Raw genomic sequence first — 26,612 nt, 5'->3', positions numbered from 1 at the left:
AGTCACTCTATCATGTTGGAAGAAAATAACGGTATGATTTATCCGAGTTTATTGGTTTTTATATTAACTTGTGATGCAGCCTGTACTTGTGGTTAATCATGCAGGTCAGTGGGTGACAGCCCTGAGCATGTCGGCAAATACACTTGGAAATGTTCCTACACCTATGACTGTTATGATAATGACCCAAGAAGTCACTTTTTCCCTCATATCAAGTTTACATGGGACTTCGGCACTTTCGGCCTTACCTAGCATGACCATGATGATCCTCAGATAGAAATAAAGGCCTATCACACTGGCAATCACCAAGAAGATCATCGGCCACCAAAGCTGGCCGGAGATGGCGGCAGCGACAAGATAGAATTTTCCCATGAATCCTATGGTTAATGGTATCCCGGCTAAAGACAGCATGAGCACACTTAAACATGTTGCCTGTAAGGGTTGTCGCCAGAAAAGGCCGCTTAATTGCTTGATTGAGGTGTTATTTCCTAGCTGCATCAATACAGAGAAGATCCCCGTTAAGGTGAGCATATAGGCGAGTAGATAAAAAATCATCGCTTCAATATTAAAGTTTATATCATTTAGCAGGTTGGCATTACCCTCGAGTAATAACAAAAAAATCAGTAGATAACCAAAGTGAGAGATAGAGGAGAAGGCCAATATTCGCAGCAGCCTATCTTGCTGCAGTGCCAATAAATTACCCATAAGCATAGATGCGACAGCGACAAGAGCGATGACGTCTAAAATAGTGCTATCGGTTTGCCACTCTCCATAACTGAACATTCTCCATAACACGATAAAAGCTGCCAATTTTGAGACGATAGCCAAGAGGGCCGTAGTGGGCAAAGGAGCGCCTTCAAAAATGTCTGCGACCCACAGATGACAAGGTACCAGAGACAGTTTGAAACAAAGCCCGGTGAGAATAAAGATCATCCCGCTAGTGGTTAAACTCAGTGGCGAACTCGCTAGGTGTTGCAGCTTGTTTGTCGATACCGCATCAAATGTCAGGCTGCCCGTTTGCAGATAGATGAGCGCGATTCCCATGAGTATCAAGGCCGAAGCGCCGGCCGATAGCACCAGGTATTTAACTCCGGCTTCCTGACTATTAGGATTGTTATTTGAATAGGCGATAAGCCCGACGAAAGAGAGGCTCATTAGCTCTAAGGCCAGGAAGAAACTGGCGAAATGCTGACTGGAAATCATGGACACAGCGCCAAGACTGGCCGTCAATAACAGCAGGTAATATTCTTCATTGGTGTTATCCGATTTATCCAGCCAATGATAAAGCTGAGACCAGAGAAAAACTAATATGACTAATAATCCAGCAGAGATCAGGGCATTTACCGGGGTGAAAATAAATAGCAGCTCAGACGTGGCAGGGGCTTCAATCAAGGATACTTGAGTCAGGCAAGCGCCAATTAAACCCATACCTGTGATTAAAAATGCATGAATGTGCGAGCGTTTTAAGGCAATGCTCAGTAGCAAGAGTAAAATTGTGCTCAACAATATGCCTGCCGGAAGGTAGTGGCTACTCATAATGCACTTCCTGTTATGGCGTATAGCGCGAGTACTTGGGCTAATGGCTGCTCTAGCATGTCCAATAGTGGTTGAGGATGTATTCCCAAAAGTATCAAGCCTGCTGCGATCGACATGAGAGTCAACTTCTCCTTCAGGCTAAGATCTGGATATGGACTGGGGAGGACCGGTGGTTTTGTGTGTTCAGTCACTTCGGCGCTTGCTTGCTCACTTGTCGAGGTGAGGGGGATTCTGGTGTCTGCTGTGGAGGCCGGGTTCTCCAAGTCTGAGCCTTGGGTTCGAAAAGGTCCGAAGAAACTTTTTTGAATCATGCGCAGGGAATACACTGCGCCAAGTATCAAACCTAAGGAGGCAAGAACAGCAAAACTAGCGTGCTGTTCTAAGGCGCCGACCAGTACGAGAAATTCTCCGATAAAATTACCCAACCCCGGCATGCCTAGGGAGGCGATGGCGAAGAAGAGCCCCATGGCGCTCAGTTGCGGTAAATAGCGCCATAAGCCGGAAAATTGATGCAGATCCCGGCTATGAAACCTTTGTTGTATCAGGCCGACTAACATAAACAGCGCCGCGCTACTCAGGCCATGGGCGAGCATCTGCATCACGGCGCCCTGAAGGGCAATCATGTTGAGGCTAAAGCAGCCTAAGAGTACGAAGCCCATATGGCTCACACTCGAGTAGGCCACGATGCGTTTCAAGTCATGTTGCGAGAAAGCCATCAAGGCGCCGTAGATGATGCTCAAAACGGCGAGGCTCATCATCAGTGGCGACCAAAACTGCACTGCGTCAGGAAACAGGGGGAGTACGAATCGTATGATGCCGTAACCACCAGTCTTTAATAGTATTGCCGCCAATATAATACTCGCCGGAGTGGGGGCTTGGGTGTGGGCATCGGGTAACCAGGGGTGAAAGGGAAAGGCGGGCAGCTTGACCAGAAAAGCGATAATAAAACCTAAACAAATCCAGATGGCCATCGGGGAAACGATGGGCGTGAGAATGAGCACTTGGTAGTCAAAGCTAAGCAGGCCTGTTTGCTGATAATGAAATACCACTAGTGCTATGATGCTCATAAGCATCAATAATCCGCCAGTCTGGGTGAATAAGAAGAATTTCAGCGCGGCATATCGACGGTTTTCATGTCCCCATATGGCAATAAGAAAATACATGGGAACTAACATGACTTCCCAGAAGACGAAGAAAAGCAAGAGGTCCATCGCCAGAAAAACGCCGATGATCCCGGCCAAGGTCCAGAGAAAATTAAAGTAGAAAAATCCCTGATGTTTGTCAATATCACTCCAGGCAGAAGAGAGGGCGACGAGACCCATCAATAGGGTCAGTAATATCAAGACCAGGCTAAGACCATCCATGGAAAAGTGAGCCGTGATGTTAAACCTGTCAATCCAGACATGGCTCTCATCGAAAAGCCACTGACTGCTTCGGGCAAGTGGGCTGGTCAATGTCAAAATGCCTAAATAGGCCAAGCTACCCAGGAGTGCGAACAGAGATATCCTGCGTGGCAAGTTTGGATTAAAGCCTTGACTGTACCAGGCCAGCAGTCCGCCCAGGAGTGGAATTAAGAATAAGAAAGATAACGTCATCTTATGACTCCCCAGGCGATAGCTAAGATGCTAAATAAGATCAGACTGGCACTGTAACTCCTCAGTTTCCCCGTTTGCAGCTGGTTGAACATCAGGTGGAGGCGATAGCTAATGGTCTCTAGTGCTCGAAAACTGGCATCGATAATGTCATGGCGATTGAGATAAGTGAGTTTTTTAAAAGGTGTGATAAATATACTCGCGAATAAGCTATCTAAGCCCCAGCCTGAAGCTATAAAACGGCCTAGCCCCATTTTATTGACGGGTTTATCTCTGCTTGTTTGACCAAACCAAAACCAGGCTAAGATCACACCGACTAACGGCACTAGAATAGGTAACCCATGTTCGAGAGGCGTCAGGCTTGAAGATGAGTTAACGGTTAACTCGCCAAATAGGTGTAAGACCCCTTGTGGCTGTATGCCGCCGAGTAAGGCCAGAGTCATCAAGACAATAAGGACAGCCCCCATAACTGCCGGAGTTTTATGGCTAGGTGCATGACCAGGCTTTCCCATAAAGATAATAAAGAATAACTTGCCACTGTATAGCGCGGTAAATAATGCGCCTAATAAGGCTCCCCACCATAAGAGTGGCTGCTCTGCCAAGGCCACCTGCTGTAAAATTAACTCTTTACTGAAGAATCCCGATGTCATGGGCAGAGAGGCCAGGGCGGCGCAACCTATGGCAAAGCTCAGGGCCAGTAAAGGCAGCTTCTTACTCAGGCCGCCCATCTTCATGATATCTTGCTCATGGTTCATGCAATAGATCAATGCCCCGGCACTGAGAAATAGCAGTGCCTTGAAAAATGCATGGGTCATCAGATGAAAGATTGCCGTGGATGCGGCGCCTACGCCTAAGGCTAAAAACATATAGCCAAGCTGACTGATGGTCGAGTAGGCCAATATGCGTTTAAGATCCGTTTGAAACAGTGCCGAAGTTGCGCCAAACAGTAGGGTCAATACCCCCATAACGGCAATAAACATCAATACCTGAGGGGCTAGTTGGAACAGGGCATCATTTCTTGCGATCAAGTATATACCGGCGGTCACCATAGTCGCCGCATGAATGAGCGCACTGACAGGTGTCGGGCCCGCCATGGCGTCGGGTAACCAGGAGTGTAATGGCATCTGCGCCGACTTTCCTGCGGCTCCGGCAAATAAGAGCAGGCATGAAACTGAAATTAACTGGCTTTCACCCGCGGTATTAGCCCGTAAAAGTGTTTGAGATTGCTGCTGTATCTGTTGGATATTTACGGTGTCGAACTGATAAAACAGCAATATAATGCCGATTAACATGGCGGTGTCGCCGATGCGGGTGATGATGAAAGCCTTGTTGGCGGCCTTGTTATTGTCAGTTTTTTGATACCAAAAGCCGATCAACAGATAGCTGCACAGGCCCACGCCTTCCCATCCCAGATAGAGGAGCACCAGATTGTCGGCAAGCACCAGAATGAGCATGGAGGATACAAACAGGTTTAAGTAAGCGAAGAAGCGGCATTGATCTTCATCTTGGATCATATAACTTGCCGAATAAACATGGATCAGGGCGCCGATGCAGCAGATGATGGTGATCATCACCAGGGATAAGGGGTCCAGATACAGGCCAAAGCTCAGGTTTAGTGAGCCTGCATGTTGAGTGGCTAACTCCGAAGACGCTAATTCTGGAGCGCCTATATTGAGCCACTCTCCCAAGGAAGCCTGAATGATAAACAGGTCTTCATCCCATACTTGTACATTGAGTCGAAGGGCTAACAGGGCTGCCAGGCTTACTGAGCTAACCCCGAGTATTATTGCCCACCGCTCATTGGGCTGAAATAAAATTAATATTGCCGCGCTGCACAGGGGAAGCAGAGGAATGGCCATCAACAGGCTACTCATCAACAGATCATTCATAAATAGACTGTTCATATTATCCCTTCAGCTTAGTGAGTTTATCGACATCAAGATCTTGCTGTTGTCGATAAATACCAATAACCAAAGCCAGACCAACAGCGACTTCACAGGCGGCCAGCGTGAGGATGAATAGATACATGAGTTGTCCATTGACATTGCCATGGAGACTCGAGGCGGCGATAAATATCAGGGCGATGCCATTGAGCATTATTTCCAGGGAGATCAGCATAAAGAGTAAATTTCGGCGACTAAGTAAGCCGAACAGGCCAATAGCGAACAGCACGCCACTTAGCGCCAGTATCCAAGTGATCTCTATCATCCGTGTTCACCTCGGGTTTTCTTGTTCGTCTGTGCCTGATTCGGTTCAATTTCCACTGGAGTGAATTCGGTTGAACCTGACTTGTGTATCGGCTTAGCTTTAGTATCCGGCTTATTGCCTTGCTTGGTGATATGGATGGCGCTGACAAGCGCGGCCAGCAGCATGATGGCAGCTAACACGACCAGGACCCGATAGGAGCCAAAAAGTTGAATGGCCAGCTGTTTCACCGTCTGATCCACAGGTAATGAGCCAGTGAGTATCTCTTGATGTAGGCCAACCGAGCCCAGGGAGAGCAAGATGAGCTCTATGACCAATAACGCGGATAATATCAGGGGACCTTTAGCCACCTGAGGATTAAACAGTTGTCGCTCGGCGGCCAAACTGCGCTCGCCCTGGTGCAGCATCATGGTGACAAATACGAACAGCACCATGACGGCGCCTGCGTAGACAATGATCTGTAGTGCAGCGGCAAAAGGCGAGCCCAGCATGAAGAAAATCAGCGCGATGGCCAACATCATAGTGACCAGATACAGCAGAGCATGCACCACATTATGGGCGCTGACGGTGAGAAGCGCCGATATGATGGCGACGGCAGCTGAGATGCAAAATATAATGTCAATCATGGCAACAGACTCCTGACATTGATGGGAGCTTGTTCGTCGATGGCCTCACCTTTAGCCTTGCCGGTTATCGCCTTACCACTGACCTTATAGAAATTATACTCGTGATACTTTCCTGGGCCAGCAATCAGCAGGTGATGCTTCTCGTAGACCAGATTCTGCCTGTCATATTCCGCCATTTCAAAGTCAGGCGTGAGTTGAATCGCGTGGGTCGGACAGGCTTCTTCGCAGAAGCCGCACATGATGCAGCGGGAAAAGTTGATGGTGAAGGTCTTAGCTTCCCAGCGTCCGTCGGGTTTCTCGGTTTTCTCGACCGAGATACAATCGACGGGACAGGCAACTGAGCAGAGATTGCAAGCGACACAACGTTCCTCACCATCGGGATCTCGTGTCAGCACAATACGGCCTCGATATCTGGGAGATAGGTAAGGTTTCTGCTCCGGATACTGCACCGTATCGGCGGGGGTGAAGGTATGCTTCAAGATGGTGATCAAGGTTCTTATCTGGCTAAGCATGATCTATTCTCCTGTTAGAAACCGAGTGTTAACTGCCATAGAGCGGTTAACATTAGGTTGAGTAAAGTGAGCGGCAATAAAACCGTCCAGCCCAGTCGCATCAGTTGATCGTATCTGGGCCTGGGTATGGCGGCTCTAAGCAAAATAAAGAACACCACAAACGAGCCTGTCTTTAACAGGAACCAGATAATAGGGGGCAGCACAGGCCCTTGCCAGCCACCGAAATAGAGAGTGGTAATGAGCGCTGAGATAAAGATGACGCCCAGATACTCACCAATGAAAAACATGCCAAATTTTATGCTGGAATACTCGGTATGAAATCCTGCCACTATCTCAGTTTCGGCCTCGGGGAGATCGAATGGAGCACGATGAATCTCTGCCACGCCGGCAATAAGAAACAACACAAAACCAAGGGGCTGACTGAGAATAAACCAGTAATTTTCCTGAGCCGCCACTATGTCGTTGAGACTAAAACTGCCTGTGATGATGACGACCCCCATCAGAGCCAGCCCCATAAATACCTCATAAGAAAGCATCTGAGCCGCGGTTCGCATCGCGCCCAAGAGGGCATATTTACTGTTGGAGGAGAAACCTGCCAGCATGATGCTGTAAACCGACAGTGAGCTCAGTGCCAGGATAAACAGCAAGGCATTATCGAAATTGGCTATCTGAATATTCGGGGAGAAAGGTATGATGGCGAATCCGAGCAAGGTCATTATCATCAAGATCATAGGCGCGATAACGAATAGGGCCTTATCGGCGAAGGGGGGGATCCAATCCTCCTTGGTGAAGATTTTTATCATGTCGGCCACCACTTGCAAGAGTCCCATCGGGCCGACTCGGTTCGGCCCCAGTCTATCTTGCCAGACCGCGAGTAATCGTCTCTCGAGCCAGGTAGACCAAGCTGCACAAAGCAGTAATAGCAGTAAAACGCTGGTGGGAACCAGTAACACCTCATATAGGATTATCATTTGTCCTCCTTCCCCTTGAGTGTGACTGGCGTTATCTTGGCGCGTTTACCTAGCAAGGTGAATAATGTATTGGGCACCTGTGCGATATCGGGGGCCATCTGCCGATTGAATGTGCACATCAGCCTGACGGCGCTATGCTCACCTTGGACCCAGACTTCCTCTCCTTCGATGAGTCTCAATGAGGCTGCAAGGCTGGGGTGGATTTTTAGGCTGGGATCAGGGCTCATGGAGTGTATGGGTGATGAATATCTGGCCAGCTCAAAATCGGCATATAGGTTAGCCGCAGGCACTAAGCGGATGCCAGCACCGGTTAACTCCGAGCTATTGGTTTCCTTTCGACCCGCATTAGTTTGCCGTCCGTTTTCTTGCTCATCTTGATGTTCGCCTGGGCATGCTGGCTGGCTCGATAGGGAGACTTGAGAAAAAAGTGTGATCCCCGAGGTCCAGGGAGACTGATTTCCATTGCCGGAACGATTGGCTCCCTGATCTGAGTTCCATTTTGGTGACCAGGCATTAGCGGGTAAGACTGTGATCATCTGCACCTGGCTCTGACGAAATCCCTCGACTCCTTCCATAGACTGAACAAAAGGCGTGCCAGAAGCGGACATTGGCATCTGTTCTTTGACATCATTAACGGCATGTATCGCCGTTCTGGCGCTGGCTCGTTGGGGTTGGCCGGCGATACGGAACGGGGAGCCTTGATTGATATGAGCGAGTTCAGAAAATGTCTCTATGGGGGCCAGTATGGGGACATGCTGGGACAGCCAATGATGGATCTCTGCCGGATGATGTAAATGCGTCAGCTCAGCCAACCAGATCCAGGGCATCATGCGTTGATTAAGCCCGGATATGGTGGCAAACCCATGCTGTAATCTGCCTTCTGAGCTGAGGTAACAGCCTTGGGATTCGGCAAAAGAGCCGCTTGGCAATAGCAGATCTGCCATCTGAGCAGTTGGGGTTAACATTTGATCTATGACGATAATATTATCTATCGCATCCAATGCGGCTTCTAGTTGCTCGGCCTCCATATAGCGATACAGATCTGTCTCTAAAATAATCAAGGTATCAGGGGCGTTATGGGCTGAGTCTTCTCCCTCTTGGCCCATGACTCTGTTGATGAAGGAGTCGATACCCAGATATTTCGCCTCACCTGCCTCATCCTTGATGAGCAGGCCAAAATGAAGATCGTTTACCTGCTTGGTCACCCCATAAAAACCCGCATGGGGCTTAAGACGTTTGAGCAAACTTGCGATGTCAAGGCTAGTCCTCAACAGAGCTGGATCTTGACTCTGAAGGCCGGTGATCACCATAGGAGTGTCGGCAGTTAATAGTGAATCGACTATGCGCCGGGCAGAAGCAGAATATGACTCTGTATTTGTGTGTGTCTCTCTGTCGTCAAGGCTCTTCGTTTCTTCAAGCTTGTGCGCGAGCAGATCCTGTATCTCTTCGAGCAAGATCACTTGCTCATCGGGGGAAATGATCACTTCCTCAGTTGCCAAACTGGACAATTGACTGGTATCACTGGCGATAATCGCTAAAGGTGAGCGGCTCGTTTGCGCTATATTCCTAACTGCGCCATCTTGCCAATCGGCTATGCCCAGTTTAGCGGCATTGTTTATCCCTAGGTTACGACTCATCTGCCTGATGGCGAGTGCGAGTCTGGGCGCCGTGTGACTAATGTCTTCATCGATGATCAGGGCGGCGTCGCAAGCCTGGGCCTGTTTGATGGAGAATGGGCTGACTCTATTGCTCTGATAGGCACTGCACAGCATGTGCAGCATCTGGACTTGCACGTCCGGCACGCCCAGATAAAAATTGTCCTGACCCACTAGTTTCATCAGCGCGGCATTATTCTCTATATGTGTTCTGGCGGAGCCAATGGCAATACATCGGCCTAATGCCTGCTGATTATCGATAATAGCCGGTGAGAGGAGCTTGGCTAGATGCTTCTTGGCAGCATCGCTGGTAAGGATAACGGAACTCTTATCATTATTATTGCGCAGCAAGGGAGCATCGAGTCGCTCACTGTGATTGACATGTTCATAGCCAAATAAGCCAATGTTGCACAGGAAATGGCCGTTGATCTCATCATGCCTGCGGTTCGTTATCCTGCGAATCTTGTGATCTCTTTCACTCACAGTGATGTTGCAGCCCAGGCTGCAGTGGGGGCAGACAGTCGGGGCGGTTTGTAGATCCCATTTGCGTATGTAGTGTTCGGAATATGGTTTATCGGTAAACACCCCCGTTGGGCAGACTTCGGCCAAGTTACCTGAGAAGCTATTTTCCAGGGCGCCGGATCTTGCCCTGCCAAAGTAGAGATGGCTTTTCGAGCCAAATACATTGAAATCGTCCCCACCACAGTAGTCCCGATAGAAGCGGACGCAGCGATAGCATCCGATACAGCGGTTCATCTCATGATTGAGCATGGGACCTAAATATTGATTCAGATGGGTGCGTTTCTTGCCTGTGTAACGTCGGTTAATATGGCCACTGATGGCGGTCATATCCTGCAAGTGACAGTTGCCTCCCTCTTCACACACAGGGCAGTCGTGGGGGTGCTGGGTCATGATGGCTTCGATATTGGTTTGTCTAAATTGTGTTGATTGAGTATCTTGCATCGAGATGATCATGCCATCAGATACTGGGGTCATACACGCCATGACCAAGCGGCCGATCTTGTCCTCACCATTTTGATACTGGTTTACCGCGCATTGTCTACAGGCGCCCACTGAGCCCAGCTCCGAATGCCAACAAAAATAAGGCAGATCTAATCCAAGAGTCAGACAGGTTTGCAGCAGGTTTTCATGTGGTGATACTCGGTAGGCCTGATTATCTATGGTGATGCTGACCATGTCAGTGTCAGTGTTGAGATTATTCATCACATCCCCCGACTCGGTTGGTATTCAATGCGCCTTGTGTCTTAGCTGTGGCAGCCTTCTTTGCGACTCGTTCATCATGATAGGGGCAGCATTGATGCTTGATATGAGTCTCAAAATCTTGCCTGAAATACTTAAGGGCGCTCTGCAGAGGTTCGACCGCGCCGGGGGCGAGGGCGCAAAAGGTGTTGCCGGGCGCGGCGAAGTCGCACAGATCCTCCAGTTGATCAATATCTTTAGGTTCACCTTCTCCTCGCTCAATTTTTTCGAGTAAGGAAACGGCCCAGGGCAGACCGTCTCTGCAAGGTGTGCACCAGCCACAGGACTCCTGTGCAAAGAAGCGCACCAGGTTGAGCACCATAGAAACGGGGCAGTATTTATCGTCCAAGATGATGATGGTCCCGGTGCCCATGCGGCTGCCTAACTTGCTTATTTCGTCGTAATCCATGAGGGCATCTAAGTGCTCTTCGAGGAGGAAATCTGTGGAGCCGCCGCCGGGAAGAAACCCCTTGAGCCGGTAACCATCGCACATGCCGCCAGCATGGTGCTCGATGATCTCTCTGATGGAGGTGCCCATGGGAAGCTCCCACAATCCCGGACGTTTGACTCTGCCACTGACACCGAATATTTTAGTGCCAGCGTCTTGTCCCTTGCCGAGGGCTTTGAACCAGTCGCTGCCGAAATTGATGATGTGGGGCAGGTTACAGAAGGTCTCAACATTGTTGACTATGGTAGGTTTCCCCCAAAGTCCGACAACTTGAGGGAAGGGGGGCTTAGCCCTTGGTGTCGCCCGCTTGCCTTCCATGGCGTTGATCAGTGCGGTTTCCTCGCCGCAGATATAACGCCCGGCACTGGAATGGAGATGGATCTCGAAGTTAAACGCTTGTCCTTGAATGCCACGCCCTAAGATGTCTCGGCCGAGTAACTGGTGTTGCTTGCATTCCTCTATCGCCTGTTGCAGCCTCTCCTCGGCCAGATAGTAGTCACCTCGAAGGAAGATGTAGCCTTGAGTCGCCCCTAAAGTTAACCCGCCAATGAGCAGACCTTCGATGATCTGGTGTGGAGTTTGCTCCAGCAGCCAGCGGTCTTTAAATGCACCTGGCTCCATCTCATCGGCGTTGACGATCAAGTATTTTTCCCTAGGCGCATCGGCTCCGCGGGGGACAAAGCTCCATTTGAGTCCGGTGGGAAAGCCGGCTCCTCCGCGCCCCCTCAGGTTGGATTGTTTGATGCTGTCCAGCAGCTCATCTGCACTCATCTCCATGGCCCGGGTTAATCCATCGTATCCGCCATGACTCAGGTACTCAGACAGTTGCCAGCAATTAGCTTTATCTGTGATGAAACGCGTCAAGGGATTGAGGGGCGAGGTCATTTTTTATTTTCCTCCAGTTCATCGATTAACTGGGCTATGTTACGCACGGTTAGATGCGGGTAGACTTGTTTTGACGCGATCATTACCGGGGCTTTATCACATGCCCCCAGGCAAGGAAGAGGAATGAGGGTGAAGCGCTTATCCGGCGTGGTTTCGCCGGGTTCAATATGTAACTTCTGGCTAATGGCTGCGCGTACCTCGACTCCGCCCATCAAGTCGCAACTGATACCATCACAGGGGTGAAGCACTATCTCGCCAACGGCTTGCCTGAATATCAGGTTATAGAAGGTGGCGACAGAATCTAGATCTGCAATAGAGACATGAATATAGGCAGACAGTATAGATAAACAGGCATCGCTCACCCAGCCTCTTTGTTGTTGAATCAGCTTGAGTGCATCGATGGAGACCGCTGCCGGATATGGGGCCGATGCCAGCAGCTTATCGAGCTGTTTTATTTCACATGGACTCAGTTGGGATGAATCATCGCCGTTCGAGGGAAGGATCCTCAATAGCTGCTCATAGCTCTGTGTCATATCAGCCCCTACCTATCCACGTCGGCCATAACAAAATCGATACTGGCTAAGATCACTATCAAGTCGGCCACCATTAACCCCTTTGCCATGGTCGGGATCATCTGCAAATGGGGGAAAGAGGGGGTGCGGATCCGAGTTCGATAACTTGAGCTGGTACCGTCTGATATCAGGGTGTAAGCGTTGATGCCTTTAGTGGCTTCGACGGCGAAACTTGACTCACCCTTTGGCATCACCCCCCCCCAACTCACATTCATAAAGTGTTGGATCAGGGTGTCGATATCTTGCTTGCTCCTGTCGCTTCTTGGTGGAGTGGTTAATGGGTGGTCTGCCTTATAATTCCCCTGTGGCATATGATCTATGCATTGTTGGATGATCTTGATGCTTTGTCTCATCTCATCGACCCTGAGCTGGCATCTGTCATAGGCATCGCCATTGTGAGCTATCGGAATGTCGAACTGATAGTTTTCATAGCCTGAGTAGGGGCGGGATTTTCGCAGATCCCACTCGAGACCCGTGGCTCTGATGCCCACGCCGGAGATGTTCCATTCGATGGCTTGCTGGGTGTCGTACTTGCCTATGCCAACGGCGCGATTTTTGAGTATGCTGTTTTGCATCACCATGACTTCGTATTCATCGAGTTTGGCCGGGAAGTAATCGACGAATTCCTGCATCATGATATGCCAGCCCTGAGGCAAGTCTTGGGCCACTCCACCGATCCTAAACCAGCTTGGGTGCATGCGAGCACCTGTGATGGCCTCTATGATGCTGAACAGCTTTTCTCTGTCGATAAACAGATAAAAGATGGGAGAGAGCTGACCGACATCTTGGGCAAACGTGCCGAAAAACAGCATATGACTCAATATGCGGAAGCACTCGGCCAACATGACCCGGATGCACTCGACCCGTTCAGATACCCGAATATCTGCCAATTGTTCTATGGCCAAGATATAGGGGAAGTTGTTCATCACCCCGCCTAAATAGTCAATTCTGTCCGTATAGGGGATAAAGCCATGCCAAGTCTGACGCTCGGCAATTTTCTCGGCGCCTCTATGGTGATAACCGATATCTGGCACAGAATTGATTATCTGCTCACCATCGAGTTGCAGCGCGATTCTAAATACCCCGTGTACGCTGGGATGGTTCGGCCCCAGATTGAGAAACAGGTAATCATTATCAGCACTGCTTTCATCCATGCCCCACTCTTTAGGGTTGAATCTTAGCGCATTTTGCTCTCTGGCAAGCTTGTCATCATCCAGAGTGAATGGCTCTGTCTCGGTGGCGCGGCAGGGAAACTCTTTGCGCAGGGGATGGCCCTGAAAGGTCGGCGGTAACAGAATACGGCACAGGTTAGGGTGTGCATCGAAAATGATACCGAACAGATCCCAAGCTTCACGCTCATACCAGTTTGCCGAGGGCCAGATTGAAGTGATACTGGCTTGATGTTCGTTATCTTCAAGTGCCACTTTCAGGCGAACATCTTGGTTTCTTTCTATGGACAGGACTTGATATACCAAGGTGAAGTCTTTCGCCGGCAGCAGGGCTTTATCTAGCCTAAGACGCTCGTCTACGGCATAGAGATCGAACAAAAAATTGAATGGCTCGGGAATCGATTTGAGCAGGCTTAAGGCAGGAATAAGCTGATGTTTATCTATCCAGAGGGTGAGAATATTGTCCGCCGTCTTCTGCTCAATGGCTTCGTCTCCAAGGAGTTGCTCTAATTCAGGGAGCATGGCTAATGTCAGCCCCAGTTTGAGCGTCCGAGTGGGTATTGCTGACATTTCCTTGGTCATGATAGTCATCTTTAAACCCTGTCTGGCGGCGTGAGTTTATCGCTAGTGACTCTTAAAGCATGTTTTTCATCCCGCAGGTTACGGCAGGCAAAGGATTCTATCTCTTGTGGGGTGATGACGCGATTGAGTGGTCTTCTCTGTCTGGGGTAGCCATTCTTGATGGCCTCTTGCAGCAGGGTTAGCCCATACATTAGGGCTTCTGGTCTGGGCGGACAACCCGGAACATAAAGGTCTATGGGCAGGAATTTATCTGCGCCCTGGACCACGCTATAGACATCATACATGCCGCCGGAATTGGCACATGAGCCCATGCTGATCACCCACTTGGGCTCCAACATCTGATCATAAAGGTGCTTGATCACCGGAGCCATCTTAAGAAAAACAGTACCTGAGATGACGATAAGATCGGCCTCTCTTGGCGTGGCTCTTATGACTTCAGAGCCAAAGCGGGCTATGTCATGACGACTGGTGAAAGAGGTGGCCATCTCGACGTAGCAGCAAGATAAGCCGAAATTAAACGGCCATAGGGAGTTGCTTCTTCCCCAAGCGACAAGGTCTTCTAAGCGGGTGATTAAGAGGTTCTTCTCTACCACCTCTTGCATGCTCATCGAGGTGGTTGGGATCGACTGAGTGTCGTCAGGGTTAGGTTTTGTCAGTTGCCATCGCATCAAGAATCCCCCTCTTTGCGAATGCCCCAATCGAAGGCACCTTGTTTGATCTCATAAATCAAGGCGATGAGCAGGGCTAAGATAAACAAACTGGCCGTGAATAGGCCAGGCCAACTTGTTTCTACCACCACCAGAGACCAGAGGTAGAGATATACTGCTTCGATGTCGAAAATCACGAAGGAGATGGCGATTAAGAAATAGTTCACGTTCCAGCGAATATTGGTATCACCGACGGGGACTATGCCGGATTCATAGGGGTAGGCGTTGGTTCTCTTATGACCTCTGGGGTTTAAGGCATGCGACACAATAATCATCGTCATGGTGACTATGATTATCGCGAAAACATAGAAAATAAAACTCGCAGATAGCATAACTCAGCGCCTTATTTTTTGTTTCTTACTTATTAGTGGCTTGTGTTCGCAAGCTTGACGGTATGGTGAGCTAAGCTTGCATCCGGACAGGTATAAACATGAGTACGAGCTAAACCAAACGGGTATGTCCACGTTCATACATGGCTCTTAAATGGTCGTCTATGGCCTTTAATACTGCTGAGCGATTAATGATGCCGATTAATTTATCTTCATCATCGACGATAGGGTAAATCTTGGGCTGGTGATGGGTCATTTGTTGCGCTAGATCTAAGACAGATGCCTCTTTCTTTACCGTAAGCGGATCGCCATGCATCACATCTCCAACGTCACAGTGGTTCTCGTTGAGGTAAGTGGCTTCAAGCATCTTGATTAAGCAGTCTTGCTCGGATAGAAAGCCGATGACCTTCCTATTTTCATCGATGACGGGTCCACCAATCTGCTGGTTCTGCAGGAAGAGCTCTACCGCCTCTGCAATTGGCATGTGTGCTGTAAATGTCACTGGATGCCTATTCATGTAGTCAGCAATTTTAATCGACTCCATAGCCAGCGCCCTCCCTTGTTGCAACTGAGTGGATTGAGTTAAGTAGATGTTAAATTTATATGTGTACTGCTTAAGCATCTGCATGATGCTCTATTGATATAAGATTAGACGGAATTCCTTGTTTTGTTAGATAAACAAAAAAAAGAATTAAAAACCCATACTCACGCATTTTTTATAGTGACTTAAATTGGCAGGCATAAAAAAACCGGATATCAGATCCGGTTTTTAAATTCGAGTGTCAATGACGCTTACTGAACGTTTTCAGCGTCAGAGAATTCACCCTGGAATAAGACTGAAGAGAGATAACGCTCGGCAGCAGAGGGCAAAATTACGACTATGGTCTTGCCTTCAAATTCAGGAAGCTCGGCAATGCGATTCGCAGCAACTACCGCAGCACCGGAAGAGATACCCACTAAGATGCCTTCCTCTTTCATCAAACGTTGGGCCATTTCGATTGACTCTTCGTTCGTCACAGCTTCGACGCGGTCGATCATTTCCAGATCTAAGTTACCAGGAATGAAACCGGCACCGATACCTTGGATCTTATGTGGTCCAGGTTGTACTGGTTGACCCGCAAGGGTCTGGGCGATAACCGGTGAATCTGTCGGCTCGACAGCGACAGAGGTGATGGCCTTACCCTTAGTATTCTTAATATAACGGCTCACCCCAGTGATAGTACCACCGGTACCCACACCCGCAACGATAACATCGACTTCACCATCGGTGTCGTTCCAGATCTCAGGGCCCGTTGTCTTCTCATGGATCTCTGGGTTAGCCGGGTTATTAAATTGCTGCAGTAATACATATTTTTCTGGAGCGGATTGGCGAATTTCTTCGGCCTTGTCGATAGCTCCCTTCATGCCCTTAGCACCATCGGTAAGTACTAAACTAGCCCCCAAAGCTTTGAGCAGCTTACGGCGCTCCAGGCTCATGGTATTTGGCATGGTTAGAGTCAGTTTATATCCGCGAGCGGCAGCAACATAAGCCAGGGAGATACCCGTATTACCCGATGTTGGCTCAATCAGCTCTTTACCTTGAGTCAGCAAACCTTTCTTCTCAGCATCCCAAATCATATTTGCACCGATGCGACACTTAACGCTAAAGCTTGGGTTTCTGGCTTCTATTTTGGCTAAAACATTGCCTTTACTCACACGTTTAAGGCGAACAAGAGGGGTGTTACCTATGGTATAAGAATTGTCTTCGAAAATTTTGCTCATTGGTTGCTTACTCCTTTGAATATTCAAGCTAATCATAATCGCCTTTAGCGGTAATAGAAGTGATAGTTTGTTCTTCGTTATTCCATTTTGTTATTAAACATCATGTATCTAGTATTAAACCTTGAGTTGGATGATGATTGAAAGTGTTAACCTATTGTATGTATAATTGATTCCGGCTTATATCTGGCACCAATCTTAGATGTTTAATATAGAGGTATTTACCTGACTTTGGCATAAAATATTTGCTCACATTGGCATAAGTTTACCTGTGTAGAAACTAAAAAATAATAACAAGGGATCACTATGACAAGTACAACTCCCGAGAAAAAATCTGCATACGTCGCCCAAATGGCGGCTAAAACCGATCCCAAATCAATCGTCACTCCTTTTGCCTTCGAGATCGCGCCTCAGGTACTGTATACCCCGTTAGCGACTCCGATGAAGCGAATGAGATGAGCCACTTACAAGAATTAGACAAAGAAGAAGATGATGAGGCAGACGACTAGAGTTTAATTTCCTGGACTAAGGGGATACTCAATGATTTGGGGTTGGGCTTTGGTTGGGCTGCTTTTTACTTCACCGTATTCATAGCCTGGTTTGACGGTCAAACTTTGGGCAACGGTGGTGATTGATCTCAATAGGGCAAAACAAAACATGATCGATGATAGTGAGTCATTCAGTGATTCAATCTCGATAGAAGCTGCTAAAAACACTCAATAATTACCGATGCTGGTCGATAAGGCATCGCTGGTACAAACTTATCGACACGGTCAGGTAAATCTTTTGTGGCAAGTACAGCTAAATCGAAGAAAAAATAAGGTCCGATACATCTTCGGTGAGTCGGTCGATTCTAAAAAAATAAATTGTCAGAATAGGGAAAGAGATTGCGTATTTTAGTCGTAGAGGACAGTAGAGTTGTGTCCCGTATTTTACAGCATCTTATTGCTCATGAATTAGACTGTGAAGTCGATTTCGCGGTGGATCTGGCGTCGGCAAAAATACTCTTAGAGCAGAAAGAATATTTTGTGGCGATCACCGATTTGAATCTGCCCGATGCCCAGGAAGGGGAAATTGTCAGGTTAGTGCTGTCGAAACAGACACCCTGTATCGTACTCACAGGAAGCTTGGATTCAGAGCAGCGTAAGCAATTGTTACAACTTGGAATTGTCGATTATATTTTAAAAGAAAACCGCTTCAGTTATGAATATGTTGTCCGCTTAGTTCGCCGTCTTCAGCGTAATATAGACGTCAAAGTCCTGATTGCCGATGACTCCGTAGTGAGCCGTAAGTTTGTCAGAAGTTTACTCGAGCAGCACCTCTACCAGGTCATCGAAGCCGATGATGGTCATTCCGCCTGGGAGATACTACAGAGCCAACCTGATATACAGCTGCTTATCACCGACTACAATATGCCAGGCTTGGATGGTTTTGGTCTCATTTTGAAGGTCAGAGAAAAGTTCAGTCGGGAAGAGCTGGCTATTATCGGCCTGTCCAGTGACTCGGATGAGAGTTTGTCTGCACGATTTATTAAAAATGGTGCCAATGACTTTTTGCAGAAGCCCTTCGTCCATGAAGAGTTCCACTGTCGGGTGCTCAATACTCTGGACTCTTTGGATATGATCCGTAAATTGTGGGATCAGGCTAATTTGGATTATTTAACCTGTGTTTATAATCGCCGATATTTTTTCGGACTCTTCGAAGAGCAAATGGAGCAGATTAAACAGAAGCAGGGAGCGCTAACGGTTGCTCTGCTGGATATCGATTTCTTTAAGAAGGTCAATGATACCTATGGCCACGATGTGGGCGATGAAGTGTTAGTCGAATTCGCCGCTCGTTTGAAGCATTTTTTCGGTCAACATTTTACCGTATCTCGATTCGGTGGTGAGGAGTTCACCGTTGCGTTTAAAGGCCTTAATCAAGAGAAAGCCTTTGTCTTGATGGATAAGTTTCGCTCTCAACTGGAGATGAAACCAATCGTCACGTCGAAGGGGGAGATGTTTATCACAGTCAGTACCGGCATTGCTGGGCTGGCAGATGATAGTCTGGATGGACTTATCCAAAGAGCCGATAAGGCCCTTTATGATGCCAAAAAGTCTGGCCGAAATTTAGTGTGTATCGAAGCCTAAGCTCGCCTTCGCTTTAGAAACCTGGCGGCGTTAATCTTCGGCTTGAATCTGGCCCACCTAACACAGGAGCGACGGGAATGTAAATCGATGGCCCGAATAATTCGGCGCCGTGAAATCAATAGTTAATAGTTGCTCGTACTTCTCCATAACCCTCCTCTCATTTATGAGTATGAGCACAATAACGTTTATACGCTATTCTGCATGTTTATATGGAATGGTATTATTGTTTCTGTCAATGGAGTGGGTCGATAGTCTATGGGTCTTATCTCTCGGGTAAAAACGAATAAACTCAATGCCCCAAGTCTGCATGTCCAGCTTGCTATCGATATGAAACTGCTGGCTGGTCCCGGCTAAAACTGAAAACGTGCAGGCTAATAGAATAGTAGAGCAGGGGACGTATTAGAGCTTTAGATGTCGCTGTGAATGCCATTATGTTACTGATAGTGAAGTTATGTTGTTATGTGGCTGATTGTGACAGGTGAAGGCGTTTATGCGAAGCGTTAGTCGAGAGGAATATGTTACAAAAATTGTCAGGCTTCGAAACAAGCTTGGTAAGGATTGCTCTCTGCCTAAAGCTGGTTTTGTTAGTGTGGTAATCTATTTTTGTTGTTCATCGTTTATCAAGTCAATTTTAGCTAGATAACTATTTGACTCTACACGGGTTTCAAAAAACCAAGCTTGTTGCTGACAGATCTGGCGAACTAGCTTCAATCCAAGGCCGAAGCTATCAAGGCTTTTGTCGTCAGCAGTTATGCCATTCAGCAAAATACCTGTGTTTTGAATGGTGAGTTGTTGATTGGTAAGAGTAATAGATATTAGGCCTTCATCTATGTGTTGCATTGCGTTGCGGATCAGGTTCGCCATTAGAATACGGATCAATGTTTCTGCTTGGCATACCATGATTTCGTTCAACTTTATCTTTAGCTCGACAGCTTTACCTTTTAGTAGATAGCGGTGCTCTTTAATGAGTTGTTGTATTAGCAGATCTAAACGGAATTGTAGCGACTTTGGTTGTGACATCTCTTCACGGCCCAGCCAGAGTAGAGTTTCTGTCAGATGATGCATGGTTTTACCTGCCCGTATTATACGTTGCAGCGGAGGCCGGCAATTCTCAGGCGCGTCACTCCACAATTGCTGCAGTAGCTCTGCATTGCTTTTGACTATAGCTATCGGGGTTCTTAATTCGTGACTGGCGTACTGTAAAGGCATTACCCGTTGCTACTGGGATCGAATGGACTGGGTTATCACTGCAGGAGAGGCAGGCTGAATCTCAAATTTCGTCCTTGTTACTTTTTTCTATACTGGTGATTTTTCTTGTTTTATCTGCTTTATATGAAAGTTGGTCGATACCATTAGCCGTGATCTTAGTGATCCCGCTAGGGATTATCGGCGCGGTGGCATTTGTTATGCTCAATGGGATGGCTAATGATGTCTTCTTCAAAGTGGGATTAGTGACCATCATAGGCTTGTCTGCTAAGAATGCGATTCTAATCGTGGAGTTTGCTAAACAGGCTAGGGCTGATGGAAGCACGTTAATTGACTCTGTGGTTTCGGCGACTAAGCTGCGCCTAAGGCCCATTTTGATGACCTCTTTGGCCTTTAGTTGCGGCATTATTCCACTTTATATGGCCAGTGGCCCAAGTTCAGAGGTGCAGAACTCAATTGGCACAGGGGTACTCGGCGGAATGTTTAGCGGCACAGTATTAGCTGTTGCATTTGTGCCGGTATTCTTTGTCTTTGTCAGTCAGCTTATCGAGCGATTACGCCAATACAAGTCATAGAGAGTGCATTCACAGCCTCTTGGTTATGGGGGCATCTCAAGCGAAAGCATGTATGTGCAGCGCTTGAGATGCCGAACTCGAAATGAGGAGGGTGATAAATGTGTTGGTTAATGCAAATATTTCAGGTTAATGCCCATACCTTGGCTCTGTTTGTCTCTAATACCATTCCGCTTAAGTATCTGATCATTCAGCGGGAGTTCAAAGCGCTGTAGGCAAGGCGGATGTTTGAAGCTAATAGTTATTCTATATCGAGAACATTCAACGTAGCATAAAGGGCTTTGAAACCCGCACTGTGTGAGGCTCTCAGTGTTTCCACTTCTGCGTTACATTGACTTAAAAGGGAATAACCATTTCCTCATCAATGTGCCTTGAATTGAAAACTCTGAGAGTCTCTGAACTGACCAGATACCTATATGGAATGGTATAAATGCCTTTATTTAAGCCGTTTTAGCAATTAACCCAAGACTATTGCGCTAAAAACACCGATAATTCTCATCAATTAAGACAAGCTCGCCGATTGACAGCGCACGTATCTGGACATATTTAATGGAAATCAAAGTTAATTTTCTCGACAATCTTAGACTGGAAGCCAAGTTTGATGATTTTACCGTCACCGCCGATCAGCCTATTCGCTACAAAGGCGATGGCTCAGCTCCCAGCCCTTTCGATTATTTCTTAGTATCGTCAGCTCTTTGTGCGGCCTACTTCATCAAGGTGTATTGTAAGGCTCGTGACATTTCAACGGAAAACATCCGCCTGTCACAAAACAATATTGTCGATCCTGAAGATCGCTACAACCAAATTTTCCAAATTCAGGTCGAGCTGCCCGATGACATTTCTGATAAACATAGAGAAGGCATCTTACGTTCGATCGATCGCTGTACCGTAAAAAAGGTGGTACAAACAGGCCCAGAGTTTAAAATCGAAACGGTTGAAAACTTAGACCAAGACGCTAATGCCATGTTGATGGGGCAATCCGGTGGCGATACCAGCACCTACATCTTGGGCAAAGACCTGCCACTCGAGCAGACCATCTTGAACATGACTGGCATGTTAGCCGACCTTGGGATGAAAATAGAGATATCTTCGTGGCGCAACATAGTCCCCAATGTGTGGTCCTTGCATATTCGTGACGCCGCATCGCCCATGTGTTTTACCAACGGTAAAGGTGCAAGCAAAGAAAGCGCGCTTTGTTCGGCGCTTGGTGAGTTTATCGAGCGTCTAAACTGCAACTTCTTCTATAACGATCAATTTTTTGGCTCCGATATCGCAAACAGTGAGTTTGTTCATTATCCCAATGAAAAATGGTTTCAGTTAGAAGAGGACGATGCGCTACCGTCTGGCATTTTAGATGAATATTGTTTAGATATTTATAATCCAGATGGTGAGCTCAGTGGCTCTAATCTCATCGATACCAACTCGGGCATGGTTGAGCGTGGCATATGTGCGATTCCCTATGTTCGCCACTCTGACGGCGAAACAGTGTACTTCCCCTCAAATTTGATCGAAAACCTATTCTTAAGTAATGGCATGAGCGCGGGCAACAACCTGCCAGAAGCTCAGGTGCAATGCTTATCTGAGATTTTTGAGCGCGCGGTTAAAAGACAGATCATCGAGCAAGAAATTATCTTGCCAGACGTGCCCATGGATGTGCTGGAAAAGTATCCCAGTATCTTAGCAGGCATCAAAGGCTTAGAAGCACAGGGTTTCCCTGTTGTGGTTAAAGATGCGTCACTCGGTGGCCAATTTCCGGTGATGTGTGTCACCTTAATGAACCCGAGAACGGGTGGGGTATTTGCCTCTTTTGGTGCTCATCCTAGTTTAGAAGTGGCGTTAGAGCGCAGCCTGACTGAGTTATTACAAGGTCGCAGTTTTGAAGGCTTAAACGACGTACCTAAGCCCACCTTCGATAGCATGACTGTCACTGAGCCGGAAAACTTTGTCGACCACTTTATCGATTCAACCGGGGTTATTTCCTGGCGCTTCTTTAGTAGCAAGCATGACTATGAGTTTTGCGAATGGGACTTCTCTGGGACTAACCAAGAGGAGTCTGAGAGCTTATTTGGCATATTAAAAGATATCGGCAAAGAGGCTTACATCGCAGAATTTGATCAGCTTGGTGCTTCCGTGTGCCGCATTTTAGTGCCGGACTACTCAGAAGTGTATCCGGTAGAAGATCTGATTTGGGATAACACCAATAAGTCACTCAATTATCGCGAAGATATTTTAAATCTTCATTCGCTGACTGATGATGAACTCACCAGCCTGGTTGAGCGTCTCGAAGAGAGTCAATTAGATAACCACACTGATATTCCTACCTTGATTGGCATCGTATTCGATGACAATACCCCTTGGGGTCAGCTAACCATCATTGAGCTCAAGATTCTGATCTACCTTGCCTTGGGCGAACTTGAAAACGCCATGGAGCTTGTCGGCGAATTCTTGCAATACAATGACAATACGGTAGCGCGTGGCCTGTTCTATCAAGCGGTACATGCTGTGCTTGAAGTTAGCTTAGATGAAGAGTTGGCACTCGAACATTATATTAATAACTTCAATAGAATGTTCGGTAAAGACACCATGGATAATGTGGTTGGCTCAGTCACAGGAGAGGTTAAGTTTTTCGGGTTGAGCAAGACCAGCATGAAGCTCGAGGGCATTGAGCCGCATCTAAGGCTGATCGAAAGTTATAAAAAGCTTCATCAAGCCCGCAAGGCTAGCGTATCGAATTAATGCTATAAAATTTTTAATCTAATAATTAACGAGCCCATCATCTGATGGGCTTTTTAATATCTAGACTTAGTGGTTTTCAAGGCTATTTGAGCTTATTCGCTCTGCTCCCTTTATCCTGCACTTTTTTCCAGACCTCTATTTGATTTTCCTTGCTGTGACTGGTTAAAGTTGCAGTCCGATCTCCCGATAAAAAAGTAAGGTCATGACTCGAGTGAAAATCCGCAAAGAGCAAATTAAAATCAGGGAGATAGCGTGAACGGGATGACGGATCCGCTTAGGGACTTTCTTGAAATAAGTCGCCATTCTAGCTCGTACCCGTTAGCCAAAGGTCAGCAACTATTTAAGTGTGGTGACACACACATGTCTATTGGCTCGAACAGGGCTTGCTGTGCGCATATTTTGTTACCCTTGAGGGTAAAGAGTTTTGCAAAGAGTTCTATTGGCAAGGGGATGTGATATATGGCATGCGCAGCCTGCTCGGTAATGAACCTCTACCTTATAGTGTGGTAGCCATAACCATCACAGGCTTTAATTTATTAGTGGTGAAACTGCCTAAGACTATTTCGGTGGTGAGCGTCATGATGTGGACTAATGCCGGTGACTAGCATATTGGTCTTGGCTACCTGGCAGACTATGAGTGGCCAATAATTTCAGGATCTGCTACTACTCGGGATCTGCGCCGCCATTACTGTGGGTATTTATCAGGGTTGCGTGGTGCTAGCGTTTCGACAAGCCGATGCCAGTGCCGCGGTCATTGCCGAATACAGCGGCCTGATATTCGCCGCACTCTTTGGTTATTACTTGTTTAATGAATCCTTAGATATCTATACTTCAATGGGTATCTTGTTGATCATAGTGCCAATCGCACTTCAGGCCTGGCAGGGGAAACGGCAATAAATAAGTGGCCACGGCACTTTTGACAAAGTTGTCAGTATCTCGAGGTTAGCTGATAAGCTCCGCCGGAAATTCGTTGTTTTCCTAAACATTGCTTTAATTACACCGCCTGAATCTGAGAGATTACGTGTGTTGCAAGAAGGTAAAGTTCACTCTTAATTCTACACGGAGTTAACGCTAGATGCTGTACCCTTATGTGATTGATTAATAATGGGTAGCCTGGTTTTAGGTTCTGGTTTTGGGGGCTGCTCAGTCATGGGTCGCTCTACCACGATTGGCACGTAGTAAATTTAAAGGCGTAGTCAACTTTTAGTGAACTAGGTATAGCGCTATAATCATCTCTAATTATAAAAAAAGTTAGGTTCGAATGAATAATAATCGAGAGATAATCGCGATTTTGCGCGAACGTATTCCGTCGTTCGAATGTGTGAAGGGTTGTCACGATTGTTGCGGACCGGTAACGACTTCCTCGGAAGAAATGTCGCGCCTGCCTGTGAAAACAGACGCTGAACATGAAGCCGCATTAGATGAGTGGAACTGCGTCCACTTGGGTCCTAATGGTTGCGAGGTATACGAAGAACGCCCCTTGATCTGCCGAGTGTTTGGCACAACACCGAATATGCCTTGCCCAAATGGTTGTCGACCAACAGAGATGATTGACTCGAAAACCGAAGGTCAGATCCATCACTACATCGCCAACACACGACAAGTGTTAGTGTAAGCTATAAACAGAGACACCTAAGGTTAATGCTGCAAGATGCTCATAAATTATTATGAGCATCTTGAGAAACCATGACGGCACTTTCGAGCTGTTGCCAGCATCTTCAAGCTGGCTGAAAGTTCCAATCATGACTTCTGATAACTGGCTTATTATTAATTGGGTTATCTAGTACAGCCTGAATTTTAATCATTGCCGACTTAGAATGTGCCAATAACTGGTTCGATTGGGTTTATAGGTAAAAAGCGCATTGAAAAATGACTATAGACTGGCTATGTTATTGATCAGCAATGGGTGGCTGCATTTTTTGTTGCTCAGTATTAAGAAGATATTTTATGAACTTATCAATTATCAAAGATGAATTATTAGAAGCTGAAAAAGTATTACAAGATTTTTTAGCGGATGAAAAAAACCTAGAAAACATTGAAAAAGCCGCTACGTTATTAGCTAATTCATTTAAAAAAGAAGGCAAGGTACTCGCTTGTGGTAATGGCGGCTCACACTGTGATGCCATGCACTTCTCCGAAGAGTTAACCGGGCGTTACCGCGAACATCGTCCTTCTTACCCGGCGATTGCCATTTCAGATCCAAGCCATATCTCCTGCGTGGGTAACGATTATGGTTATGAGTATATTTTTTCACGTTATTTAGAAGGTGTGGGGCGTAGGGGGGATGTATTATTTTGCCTATCAACCAGTGGTAACTCGGCCAATATTTTAAAAGCGATCGAAGTAGCCAGAGATAAGGGGATTTCTATTATCGCCCTAACCGGTAAGGATGGCGGCAAAATGGCGGGGCTAGCGGATGTTGAGATTCGTGTGCCTCATTTTGGTTTTGCCGATAGAATTCAAGAAGTTCATATTAAGATTATCCATATTTTGATCTATTTAATTGAAAAGAAAATGGCTGATTAGCAAGCTGTCCCTAAGATACTAGTAAGGGCATAAACAGAGACATTCAAGGTTAATACTGCAAGATGCTCACACGCTATGGTGAGCATCTTGAGAAGCCTCGACGGCACTTTTTTAGCCGTTGTCAGTATCTTCAAGCTGGCCCAAAGTGCCAAATTATTTTCCCTATTAAACCTCCTTTTCACCACTCCTGTGCTATCTCAGGGTGTTTATAGGCTTCATGATTGATACCTTTTCATCATAGCGGTACTTGCTCTTCAGGGATGGCAGGGGGGAAACGGCAATAAACAATCGAAATGACGGTGTCAGTGTTTTTCAGAGACCTTGGATCGAGTGTGGTTTATTCTGCCGCGCGGCAGATTCGGGTAACGCACTTTTTCCCCAAGGTGGGTTAGCCTTTGAATGAAGTTTGATTGCATTTCTGGTTTAGCTTCTGGCTGAGTTGGTATTGGGTCGTGTGTTTTAACTTTTACCTTCATGGTTATCTAATGCTTCCCAGCGGGGGATGTGCAGATACTTCTATGACACGGCGTGAATATATCCCTATAGCCTCGGCCGTGACATCCATGTCACGGAGGTTCATAGCTACATCTACACTTGATGATTTACAAGAACATTTGACCTTATTCGCTTCGACCCCTT

At 47.1% G+C, this 26,612-nt stretch carries 24 protein-coding genes; 8 read left to right on the top strand and 16 right to left on the bottom strand.

The features are described from left to right. Positions 1-105: 105 nt before the first annotated feature. The 15 genes from KT99_RS15800 to cysK form a co-directional block, all read right to left on the bottom strand. Positions 106-1,533 carry an NADH-quinone oxidoreductase subunit N gene (locus KT99_RS15800; protein ID WP_005501946.1) on the bottom strand — a complete coding sequence of 476 codons (1,428 nt, stop codon included), beginning with the start codon at positions 1,531-1,533 and terminating at the stop codon, positions 106-108. Continuing rightward, the gene (locus KT99_RS15795) at positions 1,530-3,128 is read right to left on the bottom strand and encodes a complex I subunit 4 family protein (RefSeq protein WP_005501945.1); all 1,599 of its coding nucleotides are present in this window, start codon (positions 3,126-3,128) and stop codon (positions 1,530-1,532) included. Before KT99_RS15795 ends, KT99_RS15800 begins: the two co-directional genes overlap by 4 nt. Continuing rightward, entirely contained in the window at positions 3,125-5,029 is a 1,905-nt protein-coding gene (gene nuoL, locus KT99_RS15790; protein WP_232504313.1) for an NADH-quinone oxidoreductase subunit L, read from the bottom strand. The genes KT99_RS15795 and nuoL overlap by 4 nt, the downstream gene beginning before the upstream one ends. Position 5,030: 1 nt before the next feature. Continuing rightward, a complete protein-coding gene (gene nuoK, locus KT99_RS15785) occupies positions 5,031-5,333 on the bottom strand; it encodes an NADH-quinone oxidoreductase subunit NuoK (RefSeq protein ID WP_005501943.1) in 303 nt (100 codons plus the stop codon). After that, complete coding sequence (locus tag KT99_RS15780) at positions 5,330-5,956, bottom strand: NADH-quinone oxidoreductase subunit J family protein (protein WP_005501941.1); 627 nt, start codon at positions 5,954-5,956, stop codon at positions 5,330-5,332. Before KT99_RS15780 ends, nuoK begins: the two co-directional genes overlap by 4 nt. Next, positions 5,953-6,468: an NADH-quinone oxidoreductase subunit NuoI gene (nuoI, locus tag KT99_RS15775; protein ID WP_005501939.1), complete on the bottom strand. Its 516-nt coding sequence runs from the start codon at positions 6,466-6,468 to the stop codon at positions 5,953-5,955. Before nuoI ends, KT99_RS15780 begins: the two co-directional genes overlap by 4 nt. 14 nt (positions 6,469-6,482) lie before the next feature. Further along, a complete protein-coding gene (nuoH, locus tag KT99_RS15770) occupies positions 6,483-7,439 on the bottom strand; it encodes an NADH-quinone oxidoreductase subunit NuoH (RefSeq protein WP_005501938.1) in 957 nt (318 codons plus the stop codon). Then, positions 7,436-10,318: an NADH-quinone oxidoreductase subunit NuoG gene (nuoG, locus tag KT99_RS15765; protein ID WP_005501937.1), complete on the bottom strand. Its 2,883-nt coding sequence runs from the start codon at positions 10,316-10,318 to the stop codon at positions 7,436-7,438. Before nuoG ends, nuoH begins: the two co-directional genes overlap by 4 nt. Then, complete coding sequence (nuoF, locus tag KT99_RS15760; RefSeq protein WP_005501936.1) at positions 10,311-11,687, bottom strand: NADH-quinone oxidoreductase subunit NuoF; 1,377 nt, start codon at positions 11,685-11,687, stop codon at positions 10,311-10,313. The genes nuoG and nuoF overlap by 8 nt, the downstream gene beginning before the upstream one ends. After that, positions 11,684-12,220 (bottom strand): NADH-quinone oxidoreductase subunit NuoE, encoded by a 537-nt coding sequence (gene nuoE, locus KT99_RS15755; protein ID WP_005501935.1) that lies wholly within the window; start codon positions 12,218-12,220, stop codon positions 11,684-11,686. Before nuoE ends, nuoF begins: the two co-directional genes overlap by 4 nt. Positions 12,221-12,228: 8 nt before the next feature. Next, the gene (gene nuoC, locus KT99_RS15750) at positions 12,229-14,010 is read right to left on the bottom strand and encodes an NADH-quinone oxidoreductase subunit C/D (protein ID WP_232504312.1); all 1,782 of its coding nucleotides are present in this window, start codon (positions 14,008-14,010) and stop codon (positions 12,229-12,231) included. A gap of 11 nt (positions 14,011-14,021) precedes the next feature. After that, positions 14,022-14,678, bottom strand: coding sequence for a NuoB/complex I 20 kDa subunit family protein (locus tag KT99_RS15745; RefSeq protein WP_005501932.1), 657 nt, complete (start codon positions 14,676-14,678; stop codon positions 14,022-14,024). Continuing rightward, on the bottom strand, positions 14,678-15,049 hold the full coding sequence (locus KT99_RS15740) for an NADH-quinone oxidoreductase subunit A (RefSeq protein WP_005501931.1): 372 nt from the start codon (positions 15,047-15,049) through the stop codon (positions 14,678-14,680). Before KT99_RS15740 ends, KT99_RS15745 begins: the two co-directional genes overlap by 1 nt. Positions 15,050-15,158: 109 nt before the next feature. After that, positions 15,159-15,590 (bottom strand): CBS domain-containing protein, encoded by a 432-nt coding sequence (locus KT99_RS15735; protein ID WP_040572096.1) that lies wholly within the window; start codon positions 15,588-15,590, stop codon positions 15,159-15,161. Between the two features lie 248 nt (positions 15,591-15,838). Then, entirely contained in the window at positions 15,839-16,807 is a 969-nt protein-coding gene (gene cysK, locus KT99_RS15730) for a cysteine synthase A (protein ID WP_005501929.1), read from the bottom strand. A 303-nt stretch (positions 16,808-17,110) separates the two neighbouring features. Here cysK and KT99_RS22095 point away from each other — a divergent pair, with 303 nt between their 5' ends. Then, positions 17,111-17,263, top strand: a complete 153-nt coding sequence (locus KT99_RS22095; RefSeq protein ID WP_157752218.1) for a hypothetical protein — start codon at positions 17,111-17,113, stop codon at positions 17,261-17,263. A 428-nt stretch (positions 17,264-17,691) separates the two neighbouring features. Then, the gene (locus KT99_RS15725; RefSeq protein WP_040572093.1) at positions 17,692-18,933 is read left to right on the top strand and encodes a diguanylate cyclase; all 1,242 of its coding nucleotides are present in this window, start codon (positions 17,692-17,694) and stop codon (positions 18,931-18,933) included. A gap of 597 nt (positions 18,934-19,530) precedes the next feature. Here KT99_RS15725 and KT99_RS15720 read toward each other — a convergent pair. Next, positions 19,531-20,142, bottom strand: coding sequence for a sensor histidine kinase (locus KT99_RS15720; protein WP_005501921.1), 612 nt, complete (start codon positions 20,140-20,142; stop codon positions 19,531-19,533). Between KT99_RS15720 and KT99_RS15715 the strand changes: the two genes are divergently transcribed. The 6 genes from KT99_RS15715 to lpcA all read left to right on the top strand — a co-directional run bounded on the left by KT99_RS15715 (position 20,115) and on the right by lpcA (position 25,973). Beyond that, positions 20,115-20,714: an efflux RND transporter permease subunit gene (locus KT99_RS15715; RefSeq protein WP_083804865.1), complete on the top strand. Its 600-nt coding sequence runs from the start codon at positions 20,115-20,117 to the stop codon at positions 20,712-20,714. The genes KT99_RS15720 and KT99_RS15715 overlap by 28 nt on opposite strands. Positions 20,715-21,260: 546 nt before the next feature. Then, complete coding sequence (locus KT99_RS15710; RefSeq protein ID WP_005501917.1) at positions 21,261-23,447, top strand: OsmC domain/YcaO domain-containing protein; 2,187 nt, start codon at positions 21,261-21,263, stop codon at positions 23,445-23,447. A 383-nt stretch (positions 23,448-23,830) separates the two neighbouring features. Beyond that, positions 23,831-24,052: a hypothetical protein gene (locus tag KT99_RS15705; RefSeq protein WP_005501916.1), complete on the top strand. Its 222-nt coding sequence runs from the start codon at positions 23,831-23,833 to the stop codon at positions 24,050-24,052. 52 nt (positions 24,053-24,104) lie between these two features. Beyond that, a complete protein-coding gene (locus KT99_RS15700; protein WP_083804864.1) occupies positions 24,105-24,344 on the top strand; it encodes an EamA family transporter in 240 nt (79 codons plus the stop codon). 364 nt (positions 24,345-24,708) lie between these two features. After that, a complete protein-coding gene (locus KT99_RS21035; RefSeq protein ID WP_083804863.1) occupies positions 24,709-25,062 on the top strand; it encodes a YkgJ family cysteine cluster protein in 354 nt (117 codons plus the stop codon). A 332-nt stretch (positions 25,063-25,394) separates the two neighbouring features. Then, complete coding sequence (gene lpcA / locus KT99_RS15695) at positions 25,395-25,973, top strand: D-sedoheptulose 7-phosphate isomerase (protein ID WP_005501907.1); 579 nt, start codon at positions 25,395-25,397, stop codon at positions 25,971-25,973. Positions 25,974-26,612: the final 639 nt, after the last annotated feature.

The organism is Shewanella benthica KT99 (assembly GCF_000172075.1).
Taxonomy (GTDB): domain Bacteria; phylum Pseudomonadota; class Gammaproteobacteria; order Enterobacterales; family Shewanellaceae; genus Shewanella; species Shewanella benthica_A.
This window is presented reverse-complemented; position numbering and strand designations above follow the sequence as displayed.

What these genes read in the sequence shown, in the direction of transcription:
- KT99_RS15800 (WP_005501946.1), bottom strand. Translation starts at nt 1,533, where the DNA reads ATGAGTAGCCACTACCTTCCGGCAGGCATATTGTTGAGCACAATTTTA.
- KT99_RS15795 (WP_005501945.1), bottom strand. Translation starts at nt 3,128, where the DNA reads ATGACGTTATCTTTCTTATTCTTAATTCCACTCCTGGGCGGACTGCTG.
- nuoL (WP_232504313.1), bottom strand. Translation starts at nt 5,029, where the DNA reads ATGAACAGTCTATTTATGAATGATCTGTTGATGAGTAGCCTGTTGATG.
- nuoK (WP_005501943.1), bottom strand. Translation starts at nt 5,333, where the DNA reads ATGATAGAGATCACTTGGATACTGGCGCTAAGTGGCGTGCTGTTCGCT.
- KT99_RS15780 (WP_005501941.1), bottom strand. Translation starts at nt 5,956, where the DNA reads ATGATTGACATTATATTTTGCATCTCAGCTGCCGTCGCCATCATATCG.
- nuoI (WP_005501939.1), bottom strand. Translation starts at nt 6,468, where the DNA reads ATGCTTAGCCAGATAAGAACCTTGATCACCATCTTGAAGCATACCTTC.
- nuoH (WP_005501938.1), bottom strand. Translation starts at nt 7,439, where the DNA reads ATGATAATCCTATATGAGGTGTTACTGGTTCCCACCAGCGTTTTACTG.
- nuoG (WP_005501937.1), bottom strand. Translation starts at nt 10,318, where the DNA reads ATGAATAATCTCAACACTGACACTGACATGGTCAGCATCACCATAGAT.
- nuoF (WP_005501936.1), bottom strand. Translation starts at nt 11,687, where the DNA reads ATGACCTCGCCCCTCAATCCCTTGACGCGTTTCATCACAGATAAAGCT.
- nuoE (WP_005501935.1), bottom strand. Translation starts at nt 12,220, where the DNA reads ATGACACAGAGCTATGAGCAGCTATTGAGGATCCTTCCCTCGAACGGC.
- nuoC (WP_232504312.1), bottom strand. Translation starts at nt 14,010, where the DNA reads ATGACCAAGGAAATGTCAGCAATACCCACTCGGACGCTCAAACTGGGG.
- KT99_RS15745 (WP_005501932.1), bottom strand. Translation starts at nt 14,678, where the DNA reads ATGCGATGGCAACTGACAAAACCTAACCCTGACGACACTCAGTCGATC.
- KT99_RS15740 (WP_005501931.1), bottom strand. Translation starts at nt 15,049, where the DNA reads ATGCTATCTGCGAGTTTTATTTTCTATGTTTTCGCGATAATCATAGTC.
- KT99_RS15735 (WP_040572096.1), bottom strand. Translation starts at nt 15,590, where the DNA reads ATGGAGTCGATTAAAATTGCTGACTACATGAATAGGCATCCAGTGACA.
- cysK (WP_005501929.1), bottom strand. Translation starts at nt 16,807, where the DNA reads ATGAGCAAAATTTTCGAAGACAATTCTTATACCATAGGTAACACCCCT.
- KT99_RS22095 (WP_157752218.1), top strand. Translation starts at nt 17,111, where the DNA reads ATGACAAGTACAACTCCCGAGAAAAAATCTGCATACGTCGCCCAAATG.
- KT99_RS15720 (WP_005501921.1), bottom strand. Translation starts at nt 20,142, where the DNA reads ATGCCTTTACAGTACGCCAGTCACGAATTAAGAACCCCGATAGCTATA.
- KT99_RS15710 (WP_005501917.1), top strand. Translation starts at nt 21,261, where the DNA reads ATGGAAATCAAAGTTAATTTTCTCGACAATCTTAGACTGGAAGCCAAG.
- KT99_RS21035 (WP_083804863.1), top strand. Translation starts at nt 24,709, where the DNA reads ATGAATAATAATCGAGAGATAATCGCGATTTTGCGCGAACGTATTCCG.
- lpcA (WP_005501907.1), top strand. Translation starts at nt 25,395, where the DNA reads ATGAACTTATCAATTATCAAAGATGAATTATTAGAAGCTGAAAAAGTA.